This is a genomic window from Desulfoluna sp. CYM3A (assembly GCF_056829965.1).
The window spans coordinates 2589888-2613675 of record NZ_CP186556.1; the positions used below are offsets into that span (position 1 = coordinate 2589888).

Below are 23788 nucleotides of genomic sequence, written 5' to 3' on the forward strand. Positions count from 1 at the left end.
CCAATCACAGGCATCCCATGACACGTGTCGCCCTGATCGCCCCGCCCTACCCCCTTGATGAATGCCCTTCACCACCCCTTGGCCTCTGCTACGCAGCCGCCGCCTTTGAGTCCGCAGGGGCCGATGTGCACCTGCTCGATTACATCGTCCGGGAGTACACCCCGGAAAAGCTGAGAGACGAACTCACCGCCATGTCGCCCGATATCATCGGCACTTCCTGCGTCACCATGAATTTCAAAGGGGCGGCAGCCATCCTCACGGAAGCCAGGGCCATCTGCCCGGATGCCGTGATCCTCATGGGAGGGCCCCACGCGTCCTTTGATATTGACAACACCCTGGCCACCTACCCTGCCATCGACGGCATCGTGGTGGGCGAGGCCGAAGAGACACTCAATGAATTCGCGAAGCTCTTTCACAAAAGGGAGTCATGGAAAACCATTGCCGGGCTGGCATTTCGCCATGGTTCGACAATCGTTCGAACCCCGAAGCGGGATTTCCTCCAAGACCTGGACGCCCTTCCCCTGCCCGCACGTCACCTCCTGCCCCTGGCCCGCTACAAAGCCCTGGGATTTCCCGTGAGCATCATCACCGGACGGGGCTGTCCCAACCGGTGCATCTTCTGCCTGGGCCGGAAAATGGTGGGATTCCACGTGCGCCAGAGATCCCCTGAGCGTGTGGCCGATGAGATCGAGTCGCTCCTTTCCATGGGCTTTACCACCATCAACATCGCAGACGACCTGTTCACGGCCAGCAGAAAGCGGGTTTTCGCCTTTTGCCGGGAGATTAACAAAAGAGGGCTCCGTTTTAGCTGGAGCGTTTTCGCACGGGTCAACACCGTGGACGAAGAGCTGCTCCGTATCATGATGGAGACGGGGTGCACCTCGGTGAGCTTCGGCATCGAATCCGGCAACACCGACATGCTCAAACGGGTAAGAAAAGGCATCACCGTTGCCCAGGCCGAAGAGGCCGCTGCCCTCTGCCGCAAGGTGGGAATCCGGGCCCACGCCTCCTTTATCGCAGGGCTGCCCGGCGAAACCAGAGAGACCCTTAAAGAGAGCTCGGCCTTGAAAGACCGCCTCAAAATCGAGTACGGCTTCCACCACCTGGCCCCCTTCCCGGGCACCACGGTGCGGGAGCGCATGGCCGACTACGACCTCACCCTCCACACCGATGACTGGGACCTCTACGATGCAGACCAGGCCATTGTCTCCACCTCAGATCTCACATCCGCCGAACTTGACGCCTTTGTCCAAAAAGACGCAGAACCCATCCACAGGGCCTGGGAAGCGGCCAAAGCCCGGTGCCAAAACGGAACCGCAAGCAAAGACGATGAGATGATGGTCCTGGGCAACCGGCGCATGCACCTTATCTTCAAACTGCTTCGCCGTGATCTTCTGGATACGCTCAGCCCCCTTCCCGAGGGGCTTAAAAAGGCATTGCACTCTGCCGCCGAAACCCTTGCAGGCCTCACCGACGAGACCCCTGACTTCGCGGAATTCACCCTGAAGGATCTCGTTGAGAGGGGATGGGTTACGTTCCATGCGGATCATGGCACCGGGCAGTTCGGTTGGGCGGACGAAACACCGTGTTCTGAACTCAGCCAGCGGAAAAGGTGGGTAAATGTCTGTAAAAGGGCCTTCAGATTTTCAACTTAAAAAACTGGGTCCATGCCACTTTTCTGACACGTGCAGCCCGTGCCAAAAACAGCAGTCGGGTGGACTGCTGAACCCCATGAACGGGGAATTACAAGCCTCGGGTTTACCAAGGCACCCCGGGCTGCGTCACATACCCTGTAAACGCCATTGCCGGCCAACAGCCCATCAACGAATTATCATCATAAAATATTTGACGCAACAGTGTCATTCGGTTATATTTTAAATGTATTCATAATGATTTCAAAGCCATTCATCTCACCTTTCAACACAGCTCGACGTCTCCCACACCTTCCAGTCCACGCTTTTTATAATACTGCAAAACCGTATGTCTCAACCTACCGACACAGAGTTCACGATAACCTTTCCTAAGGTAATGACAGTCTGTGCTCAACAAGCCCAGACGTAAATCCCCCATCACTTATTATCAATATGGAGGTGGTTCAGTACATAAATACAACAAAACAACTTTTACTCTGTACCAAAACAAATATAGCACACTCATACAACGAGTAAGGAGGCATTATGGAAACAAGGAATATTGGAATCCAAATCACCATGACTGGCCCGACGGACTCTCAAAAAAACTATATGGTTTCCCTGCAAGAAGGCGCCACCTTTACGATCCGCAACGATGAGCCATACTCTGGGGGAACCTGGGGCGGCGAAGTCGGGACCATAACGATGACATCCAAGGGAGCCCCCTGACTAGTTAAATAAAATATAAGAATCAGCTCCTCCGAAATTTTCTACAATGCCGCCCTGCCCAAGGGGTCAGATGAATCTGAGATTGGCCTGAATATCGGAGTTGATGTAGACAAGAGCAAAAACTTTCTCATTTTAAAAGTTTCTGGTGGCCAAGAGAACACGGAACTGGCCGTATACTCGAATTATGGTTCCGGACAGACTCACATTACAGGATATATCGTCCTCCCCCTCACTCAAAACGTCGATGCCCACTCCGTAACTCGTGAAGACATTTTGCAGGCATCAAGATAAACCGTATCAGAAAGTGAGCATGCCAGATCAGCGCATCAACAAGGCTCAGACACAGAAGATGTACAAAAAAATGCCGTTGCGCTTTAACCTGAAAGAGGAGTTAGGCGCAGCGGCAAACATCTTTGAAGGTGGCTCACCATGCCGCCTGAGGTATCTTTCTTGTATGTTTTACTGTTGTCAGGCCTCCAACTGCAATATCCTCACACCTTAAAGCGGATATTCAGGATATCCCCGTCCTCCACGATATACTCTTTTCCGTTGAGGTGCATTTTGCCTGCTTTTTTCAAGGCGGCTTCGTCACCGTATGCCATCAGCTCGTCATACGTCATTACCTCTGCCCGGATAAACCCGCGCTGAAGGTCCGAATGGATCACCCCGGCGGCCACCGGGGCCGGGGAATTTTTCCGCACCAGCCACTGGCGCACCTCGTCTTTGCCCACGGTAAAAAAGGAGATCAGACCCAGGGCTTCCAGGCAGAGCCGTGTCAGGGTCTCCAAGGCCATGTCGCCGATGCCGAGGTCGTCCATGAACTCCCGTTTCTCCTCCACGGTATCCAGCATGGCGATCTCAGACTCCACCTTGGCCGAGACCTGCATGGCCTTCATCTGCACATCGTTACACCGGGCCGTAATCTCCTCCGGCATGGGGGCCTTGCCGATATCGTCTTCGGCGATGTTCAGGGCCAGCACCATCTCCTTGCGCGTGATAAGCGGGTAGCTGCGGATCAAGGCCTCGTCATCGGTGTCCATGTCCATCATCCGCAAAGGGCGCTCCCCCTCCAGGTGCGTCAGCATGCGATGCATCAGGGCCAGCTCCCGCTGCTGGGTCTCATCCTTGATCTTCTTCAGGGATTTTTCCAGACGTTCCACCCGCTTTTCCACAAAGATCTGGTCGTGGAGCAAAAGCTCCGCATTGACCATGTCAATGTCCCTGACAGGGTCCACCGACCCGTCCACGTGGTAGACGGATTCGTCGTCAAAGGCCCTCACCACATGGCAGATGGCATCCACATCGGCGATGTCCCGAAAAATGTCTCCCTTTGCGATGGTCTCGTGTTCCATCTTCGGCAGGAGCATCAGGTCCATGCGTGCCCTGGCCTCTTTAGCCGGGTCGTACATGGAGACCAGGGCATTGAAGCGTGCATCCAGGATATCGGCAGACCCGGGCACGGCCTTGGTCAGCGGTACCCCCTCTCGCCTCTGGTTGCCCGTCAACGTTTCAAAAAGGGTCATCTTGCCGCTCTGGGGCAGGCCGACTATACCGATTTTCATCATTGCCTCCTTTCAGATCGTCACCGCAACACGTCTCCGGGACCTCAGCTGCCCAGCCGAAGCCTTCAAAAAGAGCCCTCTCCTGATCCCCCAGCCCGCAGCTTAACGAAAGAAGCCGACCGTCCACAGGATGGGGAAAGGCTAAGGAAACAGAAAAAAGAAGGAGCCTCCGGCAGGCCAGGTTTTCACGAAAGAGGCGGTTGTGCCGCCCGTCCCCGTAAACCGTATCGCCGACAATGGGGTGAGAGAGGTGGTGAAAATGCTGCCGGATCTGGTGGTATCTCCCGGTTTCAAGGGCCACCTTTACCAGGCTGTACCGGGCCGTCTCGTAGCGCCCCACCGGAATGGGGAGTTCCACGGTGGCCAGGCGCCGGTAACGGCTCACCGCGGGCTTCGGGTTTCCCCGGCTGTTTTTCACCGGATGGTCCACGGTGCCCTGGTCCTCGGCGTAGCCCCGCACAACGGCAAGGTACTCCTTTTGCACACGGTGATACCGAAACCCCTCGTTAAGAATAGCTGCCAGCTCCGGGCTGAAGGCCATGAGCAGCAGGCCCGAAGTGGGGCGATCCAGCCGGTGGACAGGCCACACCATTTTCCCGGTAAGGCGCCTGAGTTCCCGCATGACCGTGGGAGAGCGCCTGTCCAGATTGCTCCGGTGCACCAGCATGCCGCAGGGCTTGTTCACCGCCACCACCGCATCGTCCATGTACACAATGTCTGCCTCGGTCAGCAGCGGTTCGTCATCCACGGGTGCCCCTTTCGCATAAAGCCCCGGCCGGGAAAATGCCGTTGTCCCGGCCTCCATGTCACTGACAGAATAGAAACCTGTTTGATCGTTCATGGCCGAGTCATACCCAAGCCCGCTTGCGGGGTCAACGGCCCATAAAAAAAACGGCGTGCAGCTTAGAGAAAAAGCCGCACGCCGCACGATGTTCCAACCGGACAAAAAAACCTGTGGAGAGGCCGTCAACCAAACAGCCCCCTTCTACTCCTCCACCTCAACTGCCGGCTCTTCTTTTAACAACTCCTTTGGAAATGCTTTCTCATCCGTGGATGCCACCACCGGTTTACCGGCTTTGTAGACTCCCCGTCGGATGACCTGAACGTAGCCGAATTTTTCCCGGCTGTAGATAAACACCATGTTGCGGACTTTTTTCTCATTAAAACCTGTCCCGTCAATGAGCTCTTTCAAGGTAAACTCCTTGTCCGGGTTACTCTGGAGCAGCTCCATCATTTTAAGATAATCTGCTCTGTACGTCCGCTTGGTCGGCTTGTTTTTCTCTTTCGAGGCCGCCGCCGTACCCTTTCGCCGCCCACCTCCGGGTAGTTTTCTCTCCACCCGGGCAAGCTGGCGACTCAGGATCCTCATCTGGTCTTCAAGCCTGTCTACTTGTCGTTGAAGTTTGTTGTAATGAACTCTCGGAACAAAATCACCGCGCATGGTTTCAATCACATGCGAAAAAGCGCTTTCAAGATCGTATCCTGCTGCCATTGACGAATCTCCAAACCTTTCCCGTTAATAGTTTAACAACCCACAGGCAAAGATGATAATTAGAAATCCTAACATGGTCAAGTATTTTATTGCCTAATTCATTTCTCAATAAACATTGAACACGCTTTACCTCGCATGTTTAACTCATTCATTTATCAGGGATGAAACACATGTCACAATACCTAACGCCATACCACAAGCTTCACAGCATTTTTTCTCCCAGGCGTTCAGCAAAGTATTAAACCATTTCAGGACAGGCGAGAAAATCCGTTGATTTATCATCTCACAGGTTTCACGAGATGCGGGTCATCTTATTCCGAAAAAAGGATAAATCCTTAAAAATTACTTCATATTGTATAACTTTTTCGCGAATTTCATCGCAGATAGTTACCCAAAGGCCGGCAGAGGTGAACAAGACAATCCCCTCCGGCGCCACCTTCTTGCCGGCCACCAGGCGCCGGACATAAAAAAACCCCTTCCGATCACACCGAAGGGGTTTTGTAAGTCATCGCGGCACGGCGCTAAAAATACACGTGCCTACATCCTCATGCTGATATCCACGGAACGGGCCTGGTGGGTCAACGCCCCCGAAGAAACGACATCCACACCGGACTCGGCGTAAGCGCGAAGGTTTGCCTCCGTGATGTTGCCGGAGACTTCGGTCATGGCTCGCCCGTCCACAAGGGCCACCGCTTTTTTCACGTCTTCCATGGCCATGTTATCCAGCATGATCACATCGGCTCCTGCACTCAAGGCCTCGTGAAGTTCCTCAAAATTGGTCACCTCCACCTCCACCTTGACCAGATGGGAGATGGATCGTCGTACCTTTTCCACGGCGGCCCGGATCCCCCCGGACACAGCGATGTGGTTGTCCTTGATCATGACCCCGTCGTAAAGGGCCATGCGATGGTTAAAGGCACCGCCCACGCGAACCGCTTCCTTTTCAAGTACCCGCCAGCCCGGGGTGGTCTTCCGGGTATCCACCAGCCGCACGGGAAGCCCCTCGACCATCTCGGCGTATCGGCTCACATGGGTGGCGATGCCGGAGAGGCGCTGCAGAAAATTGAGCGCTGTGCGCTCGCCTTTCAGAAGGGCCCTTAATGTCCCCGCCACCTTCAGGATCACATCGCCTTTGTCGACCCAGCTTCCGTCACCGGCCACCACCTCAACACGGCAGTGGGGGTCAAGCTCGATAAAACAGGCCGCTGCCGTGGCAGTTCCCGCGACCAGCAGCCGCTCTTTGGCCACCAGAACTCCCTGGCCCGTCTCATGTTCCGGGATCATCGCGCAGTCCCGGTGCCGATATCCTCGGCAAGGGCCAGTCGAATCAATTGCTCTGTCATCATGGTCATGTTGCTGTCCCTGGTAGTGTGGCTTTGCGTCGGGCCGCGCATCAAAGGCGCACCCCAAGATATAAGGAAGGCGGATGGATCGAAAAAAGCGGGCCCGGGACGGCATGCGCCCCGGACCCTGTTATAACGTGTATGCCTTAGTTGCTCTGAACTTCTTGAGCTTGGCAAGGGTGAACTCCAGCTTGGTCAGCTTGTCCTTGGCTTCGTCATGCTGGGCCTGAAACTTGGCCACCACATCGGCAGGAGCCTTGGAGATAAAGCCCTGGTTGTTCAGCTTGCCTTCGAGACCGGCCACTGCCTTCTCGCTTTTGGCAATGCTCTTTTCCAGACGCTCAATCTCCCGGTCGAAATCCACGACCCCTTCCAGAAACACATAGACGGCCGCGCCTTCCACAATGGCTGTCCCCACGCCCTTGGGACGCTCGCCGGTGAGCTTTACCTCACAGGCCGCCAGGCGGGACAGGGTCATGATGGTGCTCTTCTCGCGGTTCACCAGGGCCGCCATCTCTTCGGTCTCGGCCTGGACTTCCACGGTGAGCTCCAGGGAGGGAGCGATGTTCATCTCGGACCGGATGTTTCGGAGACCGGAAATCACAGCGATGACGGATTCCATCTCCTTTTCGGCCACGGCATCGGCACCATGGGCGGCAAACTCGTCGCATACGGGCCAGGATGCCTTCATGATGGAGCCTTCGGTTCCGGGAAGCTTGCTGTAGATCTCCTCGGAGACAAAGGGAATGATGGGGTGCAGGAGAATCAGGGTGTCATGGAGAACCCGATAGAGCACGGAGCGGGTGGACTCCATGGCCGCATCACCCATCTTGCCGTAAAGGGCGGGCTTGGATGCCTCCAGGTACCAGTCGCAGAAGCTGTGCCACACAAAGCTGTAGAGGGCGGCAGCCGCTTCGTTGAACTTGTAGGTGTCGATGGCCTCTTCCACCTTGGCCGTGGTCTCGGCAAGTCGTGCAAGGATCCAGCGATCGGCAAGGCTGATGTTGGCGTAGTCGATCTCGGTGTAGGGTTTCTCCAGATGCATGAAGGAGAAGCGGGCCGCGTTCCAGATCTTGTTGATGAAGTGGCGGTAGCCTTCCACCCGCGCCAGGGACATCTTCACGTCGCGTCCCTGGGCCGCAAAGGCGGTGAGGGTAAAACGGAAGGCGTCGGTGCCGTACTCGTCGCTGACGGTGAGGGGGTCGATGACGTTGCCCTTGGACTTACTCATCTTCTTGCCCTCTTCGTCGCGGACCAGGGCGTGGATGTAGACATCCTTAAAGGGCACCTCGTCCATGAAGTGGAGGCCCATCATCATCATGCGCGCCACCCAGAAAAAGAGGATGTCGAAACCGGTCACCAGGGTCGCCGTGGGGTAGAAGGTCTTGAGGAGATCGGTGTTCTCGGGCCACCCCATGGTGGAGAAGGGCCAGAGGGCCGAGCTGAACCAGGTATCCAGCACGTCGGAATCCTGTGTCAGCTTGGAGCTTCCGCAGCCGGGGCAGACCGTGGGGTCGGTCTCTTCCACGATGTCCATGCCACACTCATCGCAGGTCCAGACCGGGATGCGATGCCCCCACCAGATCTGGCGGGAGATGACGCAGCCGGTGCACGTCGCACATCCACTCGTAGTAGGTCTTGGTCCAGTGCTCGGGGATGATGCGGGTTCGCCCGTCTTCCACGGCGGCAATGGCTTTCTCCGCCAGGGGCTTGACCTTGACAAACCACTGCTGGGACAGGTTGGGCTCGATGACGGTCTTGCAGCGGTAGCAGTGACCCACGCTGTGGGGGTGCTCCTCAACCTTCACAAGGTATCCCTGCTCATCCAGGGCCTTGACAGCAGCTTCCCGGCACGCTTCGCGGGTGAGGCCTTCAAAGGCACCGGCGCCGTCGTTCATGATCCCTTCGTCGGTCATCACCTTGAGAAATTCAAGGTCGTGCTTTTTGCCCAGCTCAAAGTCGTTGGGGTCGTGGGCGGGGGTGACCTTAAGGGCACCGGTGCCGAACTCCAGGTCCACGTACTCGTCACGGATGATGGGAATCTCGCGGTCCGTGAGGGGAAGCTTTACGTGGGTGGCGGTGATCCCCTTGTAGCGATCGTCCTCGGGGTTCACGGCCACGGCGGTGTCGCCGAACATCGTCTCGGGACGGGTGGTGGCAACGACAAAGTGACCGGAGCCGTCGGCAAAGGGGTACTTGATATGATAGAGCTTACCCGGCTTATCTTCGTGTTCCACCTCAAGATCCGCCAGGGCGGTGTTGCAGCGGGGGCACCAGTTGATGATGTAGTTGCCGCGGTAGATGAGCCCTTTTTTGTAGAGGTCCACAAACACCTTGCGCACGGCCTCGGAGAGCCCATCGTCCATGGTAAAGCGCTGACGATCCCAGTCGCAGGATGCACCCATGCGCTTGAGCTGCTTGAAGATGGCGTTGCCGGACTCTTCTTTCCACTTCCACACTTCGTCGATGAACGCCTCCCGGCCCACATCCTGACGGGTCTTGCCCTCGGCGGCCAGCTTCTTTTCCACGACGTTCTGGGTGGCGATGCCTGCGTGGTCGGTGCCGGGCATCCAGAGGACGTTGTCCCCTTTGAGGCGCCGGTAGCGGCAAAGGAGATCCTGCAGGGTGTTGTTCAACGCATGGCCCATGTGGAGCACACCGGTGACGTTGGGGGGAGGGATCACGATGGAATAAGGCTTTTTGTCGCTTGTCTCCTCCGCTGAAAAGAGCCCCTGCTCGATCCAGGACGCATAGCAGCGTTTCTCTACTTCATGGGGCTCATACCCCTTTGCCAGCAATTCTCCACTCATATTCAAACCTCATATGTTGATGGGCGCGCACCCTTCATGTCTGCTCAAGACGAGCAAGGGCACCCTGCCTGTATGTTCAAGGGTGCAGGCACCGGGGCATTCTGCCCCAAGGTGTCGGAACCACGCACTATTTCCTTCGACGATTTCAGCAGCCGGGCCACGCCTGCGAAACCACCCAAAAAGAAAAACTGGAAATTATTAAATAATCTCCAGTCTTCTTGCAACCATTTATTAACGACCCAGGGAAATCAGGAAAAATTTTCCCGGATCATCTTTTTCATTTTCTCAATATCTTCCGAAAGGTTTTTGCCGATGGCATCGACAATCAGCTCTTCGATCCGCTCTTTGAACATGGTCCGGATCACACGCTCCACCACCCGCTCAAGCTGCTCCTCGGGGATATCGGCCAATCCGGCCATGGAAACCGGAACCTGCTCATCTCCGCGATCCACGGTTGGGTCGTCGTTGATCCCGGCCAGGTCAAAGGTCCCCTCAGGAAAACCCGGAGGGCGCCTCTCGGGCTTTTCAGCCTCCTGGGCTCGACGCCCCTGTTCATCCACCAGATCCGAAAGATCCAGCACCCCGCCGCCCTCCCGGTCACCGGTTGCAGCGGCAGGCTCCTCATCCAGGGGCATGCCGAGGTCCAGAAGGGGGTCCTCGTCGTCGGCCAGCATCACGGTTTCATCGGGGAGATCGCCCAGCAACCCGTCCCCTGCCGGGGCCTCTTCGGCTGCAGACGGATCTTCTTCCAGGGGCATGCCGAGGTCCAGAAGAGGTTCGTCGTCACTGAGCACCACGGTCTCTTCGGAAAGCGCATCCAGCAGCCCGTCCTCCGAGGCAGCGCCCTCTCCGTCCAGGGGCATCCCCAGGTCCAGCAGAGGCTCGTCATCCACGGGTAAAACCACGGTCTTTTCAACAAAGGGGTCATCATCCACGGGCAGGACAACGGTTTCATCGGGAAGCTCGCCCAACAGCCCTTCATCGGCCATGGAGTCCATCCCGCCGTCCCCATCCTCACTGTCGGCAAGAAGCAGGTCGATATCCACAAAGCCATCGTCATCGCCGCTTGCGACATCCAGGGCGGCGTCCGCCTCCACCACGTCACTGCGCTGCGACGTATCCAGATCGTCCAGGCTGAAGGAGAGATCCAGACTCTCGCCTCCGAATTCGGTAACCTCTTCCCCTTGGGAAACAGGGTCCTCTTCAAGGAGGGACGAAATTTCCGTCAGGTCAATGGTCTTGTCCCCACGATCCGGAGCGGCCTCTTCAGAAGTCCCATCCACAAGGCTCGCCATATCCGTTAAGTCAATGACGTCCTCTTCGGACTCAGGTGACACCTTAACCTGAACGTCTTCGGTGAGGCCTGCCATTTCCGTCAAATCAAGGGTCTCTTCACCAAGGTCAGGGAGCTGCTCTTCCGGGATTTCTTCCACAAGAACCGCCATCTCCGTTAAGTCGATGGTCTCCTCGCCAAGGTCAGGGGCCTGGCCGTCCCGCACCTCTTCCAGAAGGCCCGCCATTTCCGTCAGATCAATGGTCTCCTCGCCGAGGTCCGGCGCCTGCCCTTCCAGGGGCTCTTCCACAAAGTCTGCCATCTCCGTCAGATCGATGGTTTCCTCGCCGAGGTCCGGCGCCTGACCTTCCAGGGGCTCTTCCACAAGGCCTGCCATCTCCGTCAGGTCAATGGTCTCCTCGCCGAGATCAGAAGCCTCTTCACCGGAGTCAGAGGAAGCACCCTCCTGCGGCATGCCAGTATCATCCAGCCTGAATTCCTCGGTGAGTTCGAGTATATCCTCCTCGTCCTCCGAGTCCACCTCCATGGCGTCAACAGATCCATCGTCACCATTCACTCCACGGTCGCCGTCCTTGGGAACGTCCCCGTTCTCGCCGGCAAGCTCCGTCAGCTCAATGGGTTCGTCATCGTCTTCCAACCAATGGTCGTCCAATGCATCCGGAGGTGTTTTATCCATGGGGATTTTACTAGTGGAATCGGTCATAATCGGCATCTCCTGGAGGTGAGTAGGCAATGACGTGTTTAATGCAACACCATGATTTTATTAAAAAATAGCTTATCTTAATCACGGTATCATACCGAAAAAACAGTGTCAAGCGCCTTATCCGCTCACAAAATCCGTTCCAAGGCATTTCCTCTTGCACCGCCACCATGCTGCCGGGACAGGCCCGGAGGCCTTCGGCCTATTGACCCCGTAGTCAAGTATGATAAAATCAGTTTTAACCATAACATAGGCCATCACCCCGCATCGGGCCCCGTCCCCGCAGACCATCCTCACCGCCCCGCCCGCCAACCCACTAATCTGGAGACACCATGAAAGAGTCCGCCAACCCCCACCTGAAGGTTCAGGAGCTCTGCGATTGCTATGCGGAGACCGACCCCTTGAAAGAGATGTCCACCCTTAGCCGGGAACCGGCAACCGAAGAGACCGCCCTGAAATGGATCGCCCTGGCCGTTCTCCACGGCGTCAACAGCAACGCGGAAAAAATCAGCCTGACGCAGGAGGCTTCAGGGACGGTGGAAGTCAAAGCCACCTACAGAACCACGCCCCTGCCCACCCCGGGACAAGAGACCGGCACGCGCATCCTCGATATGGTAAGGGCCATTACCCACATTGAAGAGGACAAGGGAAAAACAGCCCTGGCCCTTGGGTTTCGCGGAAACAGCATGGAATTGAAAATCAAAATCAAAAAAGATAAAAAGCAGGAACAGCTCACCCTGAACTTTCCCGGCGAAGGCTGACCCCAACATAAAAATGGGTGCACTCGACTCCTGAAATATCCGGGTTGGGGCACCCGGATACGTCATGGGAAACCCACCGGGTCAAAACAATCACAAAACGCCCACGGCAACACCGTGGGCGCTCCGTTTGGTGCCCCCCCTTCCAAAAATTAGCCCATCAGGCAAAAGACGAGAAATCAACCCCCCGGTTTTCCCCTCGCCTGGCATACCACTCCGCCTCATTTTTCGGAGGCGCCACAAGACTCGATTCAGGCTTTCGTACCAGGGACACAGCCTCGGCGGGACAGGTGGAGATACACAGGCCGCAGCCGATGCACACGTCCTCTAAAACCCGGTATCCGCCATCGGCCTCCTCTATGGCGGAGACCTGGCAGCGTTCATCGGCGCAGAGGCCGCACCCGACACATGCCTCCTCGTCTATCACCGCCGTGTAATTGCAATGGACCGCATTGGTCAGCCCCAGCTCGTTTTTGGCCCTTAAAACCCCGCAACAGCAACCGCAGCAGTTGCAGATGTAAAAATGCCCCTTCTCGAAATTGTTGGTCATGTGGACCAACCCCGCCTCTTCGGACATTTTCAGGACACCGTAGGCCTCCTCCTTGGAAATAGGACGCAGCTTCAAGGGGTGGTTGTCGAAAAAACCGGGAACCGGTGCAATGGAAAGACACACCTCCGTGGGCTTGGTGCAGGGGTTGTCCATGAGCCCTTGTTCTGTCTTACAGATGCACTCGGTTACGGCAAAGGACTTTCCCTTTTCGATAATGGCCGAAACCTGATCAAAGGGAAGCGCCTGGCTGTCGCTGCCCAGCTCCTCTTCCACGGGCACCACATGCATCATGGGGGGATCGTGGGTAAAAAACTGCTCGGCAAAGCAGGTCTCGTATGCCTTGCAGATCTCCGCCAGCTCCCGGTCGAGGCCCTTGAGCTGGAACTCGTAGATCCCGAAGATCCAGGGGGCCATGCGAAAGACATGGACACCACCGAAATCGATGCCGAAGACCTGGCCTTTCCCCCACATGGTCTTGAGCTTGTCGTCGAGCCCTTCCAGGGGGCGACCCGACCGCTCGGCGATCTGCTCGGCGGTTTCGTAGGTCAGACGCAGGTCGCAGAAAATCTCCGCCTCCTCCTCGGTGAAGATCCGCTTAAGAATCTTGATCTCCACCCCGTCATCCGCGGCCGGAAACCCGTTGGGCAAGGTATCCAGCACCTGTTGCAACCGCCTGTAAATCGTCTCAGCCATACTCTCCTCCCTCAATCTTGTGTTGACTGTTATCATCTCTGCGTTGCCGAAGCAGCCTTATTGACATGTGCAGGCGCTTCAGGGCCCGTCACAAACCGACCCGTCAGCCCCGTGGGGCGGGCGGCACCACCTCAGGGCCGTTCTCACCGCGAACCCCCGAATAAAAAGCGTACAGCAGCCCCCGTTTCATGGACTCCCGGGAGCCTTCGTCCAGGGCCCCTCCCTGGAGATGCCCGTCGATGACGAGAAGGGAAAACCCATGGACGATGGACCACGCGGAGAGGGCAATGGCGTGCGGGCTCTCCCCCTTGAGAAGCCCCAGCTTCCAGCACTCGGTGATCTCATCGATGAACAGGTGGAAAAAAGGCGTGGACTCCGGCTTCAAGTCCTCGGGCACGGGCACCCCCATCCGGGGCGAGGCAAACATCACCCGAAAATGGGCTGGGTGGGCAATGGCAAAATCGATGTAGGACAGGCCGCACACCATAAACCGCGCCAGGGGATCGCCCTTGGCCCGCTCCAGCCGAAGCTTGATCTCGGAAAGCATGAGGCCAACCCCCTCCCGGGCCACGGCCACAAGAAGGGCCTCTTTATCCGGAAAATGGCGATAGGGGGCCGAATGGCTCACCCCGGCCCGCTTTGCAATACCGCGAAGGGTCAGCTCGGCAGCCCCCGCCTCTTCAATGGCCTCAAGGGCCACTTCAATGAGCCGATGCCTGAGGTTCCCGTGATGATAGGTTACGGTTTCTTCAGTGGTATTTTTCATCATGTCGGGTAGCATACACGGCGATGTTGACAGCGTCAACATCAAAGAACCACCCGACATCCCGGGACAATACAGACACCATGTCTCTGGCCCATTGACACCGTTCCCCCGTCGGTGTTCAATAAGCCACCCGGAAACCGGGCAGCCCGAGAATAAAAACACCCGGATGGAGACAAACCCCATGCTGCAATGGATGCTTCGACTGCTGTGCCTTTTGGGTCGCCACACCTGGCAACCCTTCGAAATACATGGTGAAGCCATCTTCAGGTGCCGTCGTTGCGGCACCTGAGGGCACGGCGGCACCATGAGGCCCCCAGACTCTAAAACCCTGGAGACCAGAAGAAGCTTTGACATTTTCCCGCATTTTTTTTACTCATTATTTGATCACAAAACACATCTCACCACCGTAAACAGCGATACTTCGACAAAACCAAAATAACCAACACCTGAGCTATCAGTACAATCGGTCAGGAGGCCACGCCCTCCCACCGACGGGGCAACATGCCGAGAATGCATCACCCAAATTGACGACGCCCCCCAACGCCTTAGAAAGCCAAGGAGACGCCATGCAATTTATCGATCTCAAAGCGCAGTACGACCAGATTGAAAGGGATGTAAACGAACGAATCCATGCTGTCCTCCAACACGGTCAATACATCAACGGGCCGGAGGTCCGGGAGTTGGAAGGCCGCCTCGCGGAATATACGGGTGCCCTGCACTGCATCGGAGCGGCCAGCGGAACCGGTGCCCTGATCATGGCCATGATGGCCCTGGGCATCTCGCCAGGAGACGAGGTGATCACCTCGCCCTTCAGCTTTGTCGCCACAGCGGAAACCATCGCCCTGTTGGGCGCCGTGCCCGTGTTCGTGGATATCGAGCCCGACACCTGCAACATCGACCCCGCCCTCATCGAGGCCGCCATAACGGAAAAAACAAAGGCCATCATGGCCGTCAGCCTCTTCGGGCAATGCGCCGACTTCGACACCATCAACGACGTTGCCCGGCGCCACGGGCTCCCTGTCATCGAAGACGCGGCCCAGAGCTTCGGGGCAACCTACAAAGGAAAGCAGTCCTGCAACCTCTCCACCATCGGCTGCACCTCGTTTTTCCCTTCCAAGCCCCTGGGGTGTTACGGAGACGGCGGGGCCTGCTTCACCTCAGACGAGGTCCTGGCAACGCGCATGCGGGAAATCCGGGAACACGGACAGGACCGACGCTACCACCACCCCCGACTGGGCATCAACGGCCGGCTGGACAGCATCCAGGCAGCGGTACTCCTTGCCAAACTGCCCCTGTTTCCAGACGAAATTAAAAAACGCCGGGCCATCGGCAGACAATACACCGAGGCCCTTGTCCATGACCGCATCGTCCCTCCGGTGATCCGCTCCCACAACACCTCGGTCTACGCCCAGCTCACCATCCGCGTTGACGACCGAAACGCCCTGCAGCAGGCCCTCAAGCGGCAAGACATCCCCACCGCCGTTCATTATCCCGTCTCCTTGCACCACCAGCCGGTCTTCCTCCAACCGGACGCCCACCTCCCCGTCAGCGATGAGGTGGCCGCCCATGTCCTCAGCCTGCCCATGCACCCGTATCTCAGCGATGAGCAGATCCGACGCGTGGCGACCGCTGTTTTGGAGACCGTATGAAAGCAGGTGTGATCGGCGTGGGAAAACTGGGAAAAATCCATGCACGGATCTATGACGAACTGGATGCATTTGAGCTGGTGGGGGTGGCTGACCCGCACCATCCGGGTCAGGAACACCTCCACGGGGCCGTCTGGACCCGGGACTACAGAGAGCTCCTGAACCTCGGCGTCGAAGCAGTGACCGTGGCCACCCCCACGGTGAATCACCACGAGGTGGCGAGATTTTTTCTTGACCACGGGGTGCACTGCCTCATTGAAAAGCCCATCGCCGTCACCATGGTCGAGGCCGAAGACCTCCTTGAAACCGCGTCACGAAAAAACGCCTTTCTCATGGTGGGCATGGTGGAACGGTTCAACAAGGCCTATGCCGAGGCCCGTAAAATGATCACCGCCCCCATGTTCATCGAATCCCACCGGCTGGGCCCTTTCCCCAACCGGTCTTTAGACATCAGCGTGGTGCTGGACCTCATGATCCATGACCTGGACATCATCCTCGACCTGGTAGACGACGAGGTGGCCTCGGTGGAAGGCGTGGGGGTCAAGGCCCTTACGGACAAGGCAGACATCGCAAATGCCCGGGTTCACTTCAAGGGCGGCTGCATCGCCAACATCACGGCCTCACGGATATCCGAAGAGCAAATGCGCAGGACCCGGGTCTTTTTCAACCACAACTACATCTCCCTGGACTTTGCCGGGCACACCATCAAGGCGTTCAAAAACGGAGAGAACGGTATCGAAAAAAAGGTCATCACCATTGAAAAGGAAGAGCCCCTGAAACGGGAGATCCTGCATTTTCATGCCGGTATCACAGCAAAACGGCGAGACTACACCATTGCAAAAAATGCGGCCATGGCCCTTGACCTTGCCCTGAAAATCGACGAAGATCTGGCCAACCGTCAGACACAGCTCCGGATCCCGTCACAGTGAAATCATGGGGCTCCGGTTTTCAGATACCACGAACACAAAGGCAAGGTTGTGAAACTTTTTATCGTTGCAGGTGAACCCTCAGGTGACATGCATGCCACCGAACTGGTTCACGCCCTGAAAAACGCGTCACCCGACATCGATGTCTATTCGGCAGGCGGCCCCGGACTTGCCGCCTGCTCCACCCAGGTGGCGGACCTGGCCAGCCACGCCGTCACCGGATTTTTTGAGGTGATCAGTTACCTTCCGACCCTCATCCGGATCTTTAACCGCATCGCCGAAAAAATTGAAGAGATCGATCCCGATGTGGTTATCTTCACCGACTACCCGGACTTTAACTTCCGCATGGCCAAACGTGTGGCCAAACCGGGCCGAAAGCTCGTCTACTTCATCAGCCCCCAGCTCTGGGCCTGGCGCAAGGGCCGCCTGAAGCTGGTGAAACAATACATCGACAAGATGCTGGTGCTCTTTCCCTTTGAGGAGACCTTTTACAGGGACAACGGCGTGGAGGCCGCCTTTGTGGGCAACCCCCTGGTCAACACCATCACGGCCATGAAAAAAGACACAACTGGGGAAACAGGGCCCCGACGCATCCTGCTCCTTCCCGGATCCCGCCGCAAGGAGGTCAAATCCAACCTGGCCACCATGTGCGAAGCCAAAAAAAACATTGACGCCCGCATGGACGCCCGCTTCTCCGTGCTCAAGCACCCCAGCCTCGATGCGGCCCTGTTCGACAGCGCCCATGAAGCCGGTATCCGGGTGTACGAGGGCAACCCCCACGACGAATTTCAGAACGTGGACCTGGCCATCGCCTGCTCCGGTACCGTCACCTTTGAACTGGCCCTCTCCGGGGTCCCCACCGTGGTGCTCTACCGCATGAATCCCATCACCTACCTGATGCTGCGGAACGCTGGGTGAAGTGGACGCCATCTCCATCCCCAACCTCATCTTAGGGCACCATGTCTTCCCCGAGCTGATCCAGGACGCAGCAACCCCTGAAGGCATCGCCGACGAGGTGGTGGCTATCCTGGGCGATCCGGACCGCCTGGGACGCATCCGAAGCGAACTGGGCCGGTTCCGCACCCTTGTCAAAGCCTTTGACGCAGACTACGCCGCCCGGGAAATATTCTCCCTGACGGAAAGGCCCTGATTCGGGATTCAAAAAAGTCTCCGGCGGCCCTGCCGGGGGCCAAACGTTTGAAAAGTGTGACAAACAGCCGGTCGAAAGGTATCGACGAGCCCATTGTTTGGCTGTCGGAAACAAATAATCACACAATGGTTCGCCAGAAACACCGGCCTGAAGATTCGACCCGGGAACGAGGGGCAAAGCCCGGCGGTAATTTGCTTTCAAGGTGGCACACCTTGCCGCCGGGAGGCGAAGCGTCTCTTCGTGCTTTTAGTTTTTCTTGCAGCACGTTAAGAATAACGAACAGGGGCAACCCGAATCGTTACAAAGCAACAAAAAAAGCCTGTGCAATTGCACAGGCTTTTTTTATTGATCCTCTGGGATCATGCCATCATAACCCGATGGGCCACCATAGAAGGCGGCGAGACGCGCTACTATTTGCTGTAGCAGTGCTCGGGTGCGGGGAACTCACCGCTTTTCACCTCATCGATGAACCCTTTGATACCCTTTCTGGCCTCATCCCCTAAGTTCGCGTACTTCTTCACAAACTTAGGGATATGGCCGGAATTGATGCCCAGGGTATCGTGCATGACGATGATCTGGCCGTCGCAGTCGGGGCCTGCGCCGATACCGATGGTGGGGATGGAGAGCTTTTCGGTGATGGCCCTGGCGATGTGGTTGGGAATGCCTTCCAGAACCACGGAGAAGGCTCCGGCCTCCTGAACGGCCAGGGCGTCTGCCATGAGTCGGTCTTCGTCACGCTGTACCTTGAATCCTCCCATCTGGTGAACGGACTGAGGGGTGAGGCCGATGTGGGCCTGGACGGGGATGCCTGCCGAGGAAATAGCCTTTATCACCTCGCACACCGAAGCGCCGCCTTCGAGCTTCACGGCAGAGCAGTCGGTCTCCTTTAAAAAGCGACCGGCGTTTCGCACGGCCTCTTCCACGCTGGCCTGATACGCCATAAAGGGCATATCCCCCACCACCATGGTGCGCTTGCAGGCCCGTGAGACAATGCGAGTATGGTAAATCATCTCGTCCATGGTCACGTGAAGGGTGCTGTTGCCCCCTTGAATGACCATGCCCAGGGAATCCCCCACGAGAATCATGTCCACCCCGGTCTCATCCATGAGGGTGGCAAAGGGAAAATCATAGGCGGTCATGGCCGTGATCTTCTCCCCTTCCTTCTTCTTGTTGTACAACGTTGTGACGGTAACCTTCTTCATGACAATGACACCTTTCCTTATATTATTCCATATTAGAAAAAAGCTTCTTCATTTCAACTTGTTTACCGCAACTCATCTTGCCTTCCGGGCACACCCCGTCCATGAAGCATCCGGGGCCGACCTTGCCGAAGAGCACCGGAGAGATTCCCCGCACGGCAGAAAGCATGCCCACGGCGTAGTTTCGGATCTCCCACTGGGCCCGGTCGCAGCAGCGCAGCTTGAGAAAGTGGTAGAGCTCCCGGCCGTTCATGGTGGTCACCACGTCCATCACGTTGCCGCTCAGGTACAGATAGACAAGGTCCTCTTCCATGACACCCGCATCGCGGAAGGCCTCGTACAGGTCCATGCTCTTTTCGAAGCAGCCCATGTAGATCTCTTTGGCGGCTTCATTTTCGGTGATGGTTTCGGGCATCACACAGGTGCGGCTCTTGCCGAACTCCGTAAAGGAGGGCACCACCAGGGACTGGATACGATGGCGTGCCAGGTGGGTCAGGCAGGAGAGGCTCATGTCGTTCAGGCGAAAAGTGACGTTCACCTGCTCAAGCTCTCGCCTGCGCCGGTCCGAGGTCACAATGTCGATGATTCCCGCGGTGAGTTCTTCGTCGTCACGCAGCATGCCCAAGGCATCGGATGAGGAGCACCCGGAATGGGAAACAAGGGCGGAGACGGCCACCATGAGGTCGGGTTCTCCGGAGTGGGTCAACAGCTCCACCAGGGCGCTGTCCCCGTCGGCACGCCGCTGGACGCCCTTGTCGGCAACCAGCTCGCGGAGTCTGCTCTCCTTGTCCTCGCGCCCTTTCTCCACCTTGTCAATGTCATCAAACACATCGGGAAGGATCTCTTTGGCCTGGGCCAGGAGGCTTTCACCGATCTGGCGGATCTCGGGATACGCGGCCCCGCGGCCGTTGAGGCAGGAGTGGAGAATATGAAGCAGCTCACGGGCGTTGACCGTGCAGTAAATATGACTCCTCAGACAGTAGGGCAGCACAAACCGGGCATCTTCCTTGGGGATGCCTGCCTCCAGAAGCTTGTGGTAGTCCTCGAACAGCTCCCTGGACAGTGTTTCGAAGCGTTCGCCGAAGGACGCATCGGCCAGCCCCCCTTTTTTCAAACGAAACTCAGGGGAGAGCCCCCCCATCTCGGAGTAGTCCACGTAACGGCGGGATTTGATCGTGTACGCGGCCAGACGGAACTCAATAAGAAACTGCTCGAAAAAGGCGGAAACGTTTTCAAAGGCGATGTTGAAAACGGCGTGCTCCGTGATGGTCACATGGCCCAGGGCCACGACCCGTTTGATCAACTGGCCGATGTTGCTCTGATCCGTGTTCTCGTAAATCTCGGTGGCCGCCCCTTTGGTGGATGAAATACGCGCCGCAGAAGCGCATATACGTTCAGGTTCCGGTGTAAAGGCAAGTATGACTGCTCTTGCTTTTTCCATATGGATGATCTGCTCCTCAATGGTTGATGATAAATGAAGGATGTCTATTTCCCATATAATAAAGAGGGAAGGCAGGGCAAGAGCTAAAAAAGCGGGGCGCTGTCAACGCCCCGCTTTCACAGATCGATATGAATTAGACGTTCCCCGTGAGCTCCCGGTTTACTTCCGAAAAAGCGAAGTTCCCGGCATGGGAGCACACCGGATCCCAACCTCAGGAAAGGTCGGCCAGCACCCTCTCCATGACCCCACCCACGGCCTTTGCCGATGCAGAGTCATCACCAAGCTCCATCATGGACCGTTTCTCCATGTCCAAAACCGCCAGTTCCGGATCATCCGGACGCAGATCTTGACGATCTGCACCCCGATCTCCTTGACTTCGGCAAGAAACGTTCCGTTGAGGTTTTCCGGAGCCCGGGTCACCACAAGCCCCTTGTGCCTGACATCGAGCTTGAGGTCGTCGAGCATGTCGTGGATTCTCTTGACCGCCCGCAGGCCACGCAATGAGTAATCCGTAATGAGCAGCAGATAGTCTACCCGGCCGCTGGTGCGCCGGCTCAGGTGCTCCATGCCCGCTTCGTTGTCCACCACAAGGTATTTGTAGGTTCTGGCAAGCTCTTCGGTGAACCGGTTCAGGATGTTGTTCACCATGCAGTAGCACCCCTGCCCCTCCTGGCGCCCCATGACGAGGAGATCAAAATCCCTGCGCTCGATGATGACCTGGTTCATGAGGAGCTCCAGGTAGTTGACCTTGTCCATGCCCGAGGGCACCCCTTGCGGGTCCTTCATGAACCCTTCACGGATATCCCCGACGGTCCTTTCCACCTCGATCCCCAGGGTCTCCCCGAGGTTGCTGTTCGGGTCAGCGTCCACGGCCAGTACCGGTGAAACACCGCTTGCCGCAAGGTACCGTACCACCTGGGATGCCGTGGTGGTCTTTCCGGTACCGCCCTTGCCTGCTACTGCAATTACTTTTCCCATGGTCGTCCTCAATCAGGGTCCAAAATTATGACGTGATAAACAATCCTATACCGCCTGCGGTGCGTTCATGATGCGTTCGCCAGCAGCACCCCGCATCATAACACATTCTCCTCACGGCGTATCCACCGCCCCCTGCTTTTCAGAGAGCCTCGCCTTCAGGCGGGGAAACAGGTTCAGGTCGGTATGGGGCAGAAAAAGTGCCGCGATGTAGTGATCCATGTAGGAGGGCTTGAGTCCAAAGTCGGTCATCAGCGCCGCACCACCTGGACCACATCCTGGCGCAGGGTGTTGGTCAGGGCGCTCATCTTCGCCCCCATGAGGGACCCGTTGCCGATGAAGGTCACCTTGGCAGGGTCGATCTCGGGAAGAAATCCGATGGTAAAGGCGCGCTGCAGATCAATGTAGCTGCCGAACCCGCCGGCCAGGATGATCTCCTCGATCTCGGAAATGGAGAGTCCCACCTCGTTGAGCAGGGTCTCGCACCCGCTGTAGACGGCCCCTTTGGCACGGATGAGGTTGTCGATATCCGGCTCGGTCAAGGTGATGTCCCGGCCGATGTCCGTCTGGTCCGCCCAGACCAGGACATATTCGGTGATGCCTTCGTTTTCCCGCAGCCTCGGGTTAGCGTGATCCGTATTGAACTTGCCGCGGCTGTCGATGATGCGGTTTTCAAAGAGAACGGCAACGGTGGTGATGAGACCGGACCCGCAGATCCCGCGGGGTCTGGCTCCCCCCACGGTCCGCAGCATGGGCTCCCAGCTCACCGGGTCGAGGGAGAAGTCCTCGATGGCCCCCGGGGCTGCGCGCATGCCGAACTTGATGCCCCCGCCTTCAAAGGCAGGGCCTGCGGAACAGGCGGTGCAGGCAAGCCACTCCTTGTTGCCCACCACGATCTCGGCGTTGGTGCCGATGTCGATGAACAGGGTCAGCTTGTCGCTCCGGTAAAGGCCGCTGCCCATGACGCCTGCCACGATATCCCCCCCCACATAACTGGAGATGAGCGGGTAAATAAGGGCCGTGGTGTGCTCGGCAAGGGTGATGCCCAGGCTTTGGGCCAAAAGCGGGGGATAGACGTTGGCCGCAGGCACGTACGGTGCCCGTCGGATGTTGCGGGGATCCACCCCCAAAAGGAGCTGGGTCATGGTGGTGTTGCCCGCGATGGCCACGGTGGAGACCTCCTCCATGTCCACCCCGCTGCGGGACAAAAGACGCCCCACGATCTCGTTGATGGTCTCCACCACCACCTGGCGGAGCCGCTCCAGCCCCCCTTCCTTTTCCGCATAGATAATCCGGGAGATCACGTCCTCCCCGTAGCTCACCTGGCCGTTGACCTTGCCGCACTGCTCCAGCACCGCGGCATCCTTCAGGTTGAAGAGCTGGCCGTAGATAGTGGTGGTGCCGATATCCAGGGCAATGGCATAGTTGCAGTCGGTGCGGTCGCCGGACTGGATATTGACGATGCGGGACTTGTTGCCGCTTTTCACCGGCCGTTCCAGGGTCACCGTGGCTTTGAACTCCCCGTCCCGGAGCACCTTGGGCATCTTTCGGATCACCGAGAGGTCGATGTCCAGCCCCCCTTCCCCCCTGACGGTTTTCAGGTACTGAAAAAGACGGGTCACATCGGCGCTGTGATCCGATGCGTCGGGAACGGGAAGCTCCACAAAGATCTTCTCCATGGGAGGAATAAAGAGCCCCTCCTCCTTTAGCGCCTCAAAGTCCATTTTGCGGATATGGGCCGTTGCCCGAGGCGTGGCCTGGGGCAACTCGCCCCCCAGAAGGGCCGAGGATTCCATGGGCACGCGCACGGTCAGGTTGTCCCTGACTTCGGTCATGCAGGCGAGGCGCCAGCCCCCGTCGTAATCTTCCTGGGTCAACTTGTCGGTCTGTTCGCAAGCCGACGCCCCCTCTTCCACCACCACGCGGCATTTCCCGCAGACACCGCCCCCGCCACAGGAGGCGTTGATGTGCACGCCTGCTTCCATGGCGGCTGCCAGCAGGGACTCTCCGGCCGCGACTTCGATGGAGACTTCATGGGGAATGAACTGCACCGTAAATTTTTCCATACTCTCTCCCGATTGGGTTATCACCAGATCCGTTCCAACGGGTCGGCGCGATACAAT

The 23788-nt window shown here is 57.4% G+C and carries 20 protein-coding genes; 6 read left to right on the plus strand and 14 right to left on the minus strand.

Translation table 11 applies throughout. The annotated features are described in order from the left end of the window. The first annotated feature begins 17 nt into the window (after positions 1–17). Positions 18–1655 (plus strand): B12-binding domain-containing radical SAM protein, encoded by a 1638-nt coding sequence (locus ACOYW1_RS13215; RefSeq protein ID WP_482423158.1) that lies wholly within the window; start codon positions 18–20, stop codon positions 1653–1655. Positions 1656–2851: 1196 nt separating this feature from the next. Here ACOYW1_RS13215 and ychF read toward each other — a convergent pair. The 7 genes from ychF to ACOYW1_RS13250 all read right to left on the minus strand — a co-directional run bounded on the left by ychF (position 2852) and on the right by ACOYW1_RS13250 (position 11564). After that, positions 2852–3925, minus strand: a complete 1074-nt coding sequence (gene ychF / locus ACOYW1_RS13220; RefSeq protein WP_482423159.1) for a redox-regulated ATPase YchF — start codon at positions 3923–3925, stop codon at positions 2852–2854. Further along, the gene (locus tag ACOYW1_RS13225; RefSeq protein ID WP_482423160.1) at positions 3870–4670 is read right to left on the minus strand and encodes a pseudouridine synthase; all 801 of its coding nucleotides are present in this window, start codon (positions 4668–4670) and stop codon (positions 3870–3872) included. Before ACOYW1_RS13225 ends, ychF begins: the two co-directional genes overlap by 56 nt. Positions 4671–4907: 237 nt before the next feature. Beyond that, entirely contained in the window at positions 4908–5414 is a 507-nt protein-coding gene (locus tag ACOYW1_RS13230) for a hypothetical protein (RefSeq protein ID WP_482423161.1), read from the minus strand. Between the two features lie 537 nt (positions 5415–5951). Further along, positions 5952–6698, minus strand: coding sequence for a carboxylating nicotinate-nucleotide diphosphorylase (gene nadC / locus ACOYW1_RS13235; RefSeq protein WP_482423162.1), 747 nt, complete (start codon positions 6696–6698; stop codon positions 5952–5954). A gap of 189 nt (positions 6699–6887) precedes the next feature. Next, positions 6888–8354 (minus strand): class I tRNA ligase family protein, encoded by a 1467-nt coding sequence (locus ACOYW1_RS13240; protein WP_482423719.1) that lies wholly within the window; start codon positions 8352–8354, stop codon positions 6888–6890. Next, positions 8302–9567 carry a class I tRNA ligase family protein gene (locus tag ACOYW1_RS13245; protein WP_482423163.1) on the minus strand — a complete coding sequence of 422 codons (1266 nt, stop codon included), beginning with the start codon at positions 9565–9567 and terminating at the stop codon, positions 8302–8304. The genes ACOYW1_RS13240 and ACOYW1_RS13245 overlap by 53 nt, the downstream gene beginning before the upstream one ends. 248 nt (positions 9568–9815) lie before the next feature. Next, positions 9816–11564 (minus strand): hypothetical protein, encoded by a 1749-nt coding sequence (locus tag ACOYW1_RS13250; protein WP_482423164.1) that lies wholly within the window; start codon positions 11562–11564, stop codon positions 9816–9818. A gap of 329 nt (positions 11565–11893) precedes the next feature. Here ACOYW1_RS13250 and ACOYW1_RS13255 point away from each other — a divergent pair, with 329 nt between their 5' ends. Further along, positions 11894–12322 (plus strand): hypothetical protein, encoded by a 429-nt coding sequence (locus ACOYW1_RS13255; RefSeq protein ID WP_482423165.1) that lies wholly within the window; start codon positions 11894–11896, stop codon positions 12320–12322. 157 nt (positions 12323–12479) lie between these two features. Here ACOYW1_RS13255 and ACOYW1_RS13260 read toward each other — a convergent pair whose 3' ends face one another. Continuing rightward, positions 12480–13562 (minus strand): 4Fe-4S dicluster-binding protein, encoded by a 1083-nt coding sequence (locus ACOYW1_RS13260; protein ID WP_482423166.1) that lies wholly within the window; start codon positions 13560–13562, stop codon positions 12480–12482. Positions 13563–13665: 103 nt separating this feature from the next. After that, complete coding sequence (locus ACOYW1_RS13265; protein WP_482423167.1) at positions 13666–14331, minus strand: TetR/AcrR family transcriptional regulator; 666 nt, start codon at positions 14329–14331, stop codon at positions 13666–13668. Between the two features lie 563 nt (positions 14332–14894). Here ACOYW1_RS13265 and ACOYW1_RS13270 point away from each other — a divergent pair. Genes ACOYW1_RS13270 through ACOYW1_RS13285 form a run of 4 tightly spaced genes read left to right on the plus strand, consistent with a single transcriptional unit; the run spans position 14895 to position 18050 of the window. Beyond that, positions 14895–15977, plus strand: a complete 1083-nt coding sequence (locus ACOYW1_RS13270; protein ID WP_482423168.1) for a DegT/DnrJ/EryC1/StrS family aminotransferase — start codon at positions 14895–14897, stop codon at positions 15975–15977. After that, positions 15974–16903, plus strand: a complete 930-nt coding sequence (locus tag ACOYW1_RS13275; protein WP_482423169.1) for a Gfo/Idh/MocA family protein — start codon at positions 15974–15976, stop codon at positions 16901–16903. The genes ACOYW1_RS13270 and ACOYW1_RS13275 overlap by 4 nt, the downstream gene beginning before the upstream one ends. A gap of 48 nt (positions 16904–16951) precedes the next feature. Continuing rightward, positions 16952–17818, plus strand: coding sequence for a lipid-A-disaccharide synthase (locus ACOYW1_RS13280; RefSeq protein ID WP_482423170.1), 867 nt, complete (start codon positions 16952–16954; stop codon positions 17816–17818). 1 nt (position 17819) lies between these two features. Next, on the plus strand, positions 17820–18050 hold the full coding sequence (locus ACOYW1_RS13285) for a hypothetical protein (RefSeq protein ID WP_482423171.1): 231 nt from the start codon (positions 17820–17822) through the stop codon (positions 18048–18050). Between the two features lie 410 nt (positions 18051–18460). On the opposite strand, the gene panB is transcribed toward ACOYW1_RS13285, so the two are convergent. The 5 genes from panB to ACOYW1_RS13310 form a co-directional block, all read right to left on the minus strand. After that, positions 18461–19252 (minus strand): 3-methyl-2-oxobutanoate hydroxymethyltransferase, encoded by a 792-nt coding sequence (gene panB, locus ACOYW1_RS13290; protein ID WP_482416089.1) that lies wholly within the window; start codon positions 19250–19252, stop codon positions 18461–18463. A 22-nt stretch (positions 19253–19274) separates the two neighbouring features. Then, a complete protein-coding gene (gene thyX, locus ACOYW1_RS13295; protein WP_482423172.1) occupies positions 19275–20690 on the minus strand; it encodes an FAD-dependent thymidylate synthase in 1416 nt (471 codons plus the stop codon). 288 nt (positions 20691–20978) lie between these two features. Beyond that, positions 20979–21668, minus strand: coding sequence for an ATP-binding protein (locus ACOYW1_RS13300; RefSeq protein WP_482423173.1), 690 nt, complete (start codon positions 21666–21668; stop codon positions 20979–20981). A gap of 111 nt (positions 21669–21779) precedes the next feature. Then, entirely contained in the window at positions 21780–21917 is a 138-nt protein-coding gene (locus ACOYW1_RS13305; RefSeq protein ID WP_482423174.1) for a hypothetical protein, read from the minus strand. After that, entirely contained in the window at positions 21917–23731 is a 1815-nt protein-coding gene (locus ACOYW1_RS13310; protein ID WP_482423175.1) for an ASKHA domain-containing protein, read from the minus strand. The genes ACOYW1_RS13305 and ACOYW1_RS13310 overlap by 1 nt, the downstream gene beginning before the upstream one ends. Positions 23732–23788 lie beyond the last annotated feature (57 nt).

Coding starts and splice junctions, on each gene's coding strand:
- ACOYW1_RS13215 (WP_482423158.1), top strand. CDS start 18: ATGACACGTGTCGCCCTGATCGCCCCGCCCTACCCCCTTGATGAATGC.
- ychF (WP_482423159.1), bottom strand. CDS start 3,925: ATGATGAAAATCGGTATAGTCGGCCTGCCCCAGAGCGGCAAGATGACC.
- ACOYW1_RS13230 (WP_482423161.1), bottom strand. CDS start 5,414: ATGGCAGCAGGATACGATCTTGAAAGCGCTTTTTCGCATGTGATTGAA.
- nadC (WP_482423162.1), bottom strand. CDS start 6,698: ATGATCCCGGAACATGAGACGGGCCAGGGAGTTCTGGTGGCCAAAGAG.
- ACOYW1_RS13245 (WP_482423163.1), bottom strand. CDS start 9,567: ATGAGTGGAGAATTGCTGGCAAAGGGGTATGAGCCCCATGAAGTAGAG.
- ACOYW1_RS13250 (WP_482423164.1), bottom strand. CDS start 11,564: ATGACCGATTCCACTAGTAAAATCCCCATGGATAAAACACCTCCGGAT.
- ACOYW1_RS13255 (WP_482423165.1), top strand. CDS start 11,894: ATGAAAGAGTCCGCCAACCCCCACCTGAAGGTTCAGGAGCTCTGCGAT.
- ACOYW1_RS13260 (WP_482423166.1), bottom strand. CDS start 13,562: ATGGCTGAGACGATTTACAGGCGGTTGCAACAGGTGCTGGATACCTTG.
- ACOYW1_RS13265 (WP_482423167.1), bottom strand. CDS start 14,331: ATGATGAAAAATACCACTGAAGAAACCGTAACCTATCATCACGGGAAC.
- ACOYW1_RS13270 (WP_482423168.1), top strand. CDS start 14,895: ATGCAATTTATCGATCTCAAAGCGCAGTACGACCAGATTGAAAGGGAT.
- ACOYW1_RS13275 (WP_482423169.1), top strand. CDS start 15,974: ATGAAAGCAGGTGTGATCGGCGTGGGAAAACTGGGAAAAATCCATGCA.
- panB (WP_482416089.1), bottom strand. CDS start 19,252: ATGAAGAAGGTTACCGTCACAACGTTGTACAACAAGAAGAAGGAAGGG.
- thyX (WP_482423172.1), bottom strand. CDS start 20,690: ATGGAAAAAGCAAGAGCAGTCATACTTGCCTTTACACCGGAACCTGAA.
- ACOYW1_RS13300 (WP_482423173.1), bottom strand. CDS start 21,668: ATGGGAAAAGTAATTGCAGTAGCAGGCAAGGGCGGTACCGGAAAGACC.
- ACOYW1_RS13305 (WP_482423174.1), bottom strand. CDS start 21,917: ATGACCGACTTTGGACTCAAGCCCTCCTACATGGATCACTACATCGCG.
- ACOYW1_RS13310 (WP_482423175.1), bottom strand. CDS start 23,731: ATGGAAAAATTTACGGTGCAGTTCATTCCCCATGAAGTCTCCATCGAA.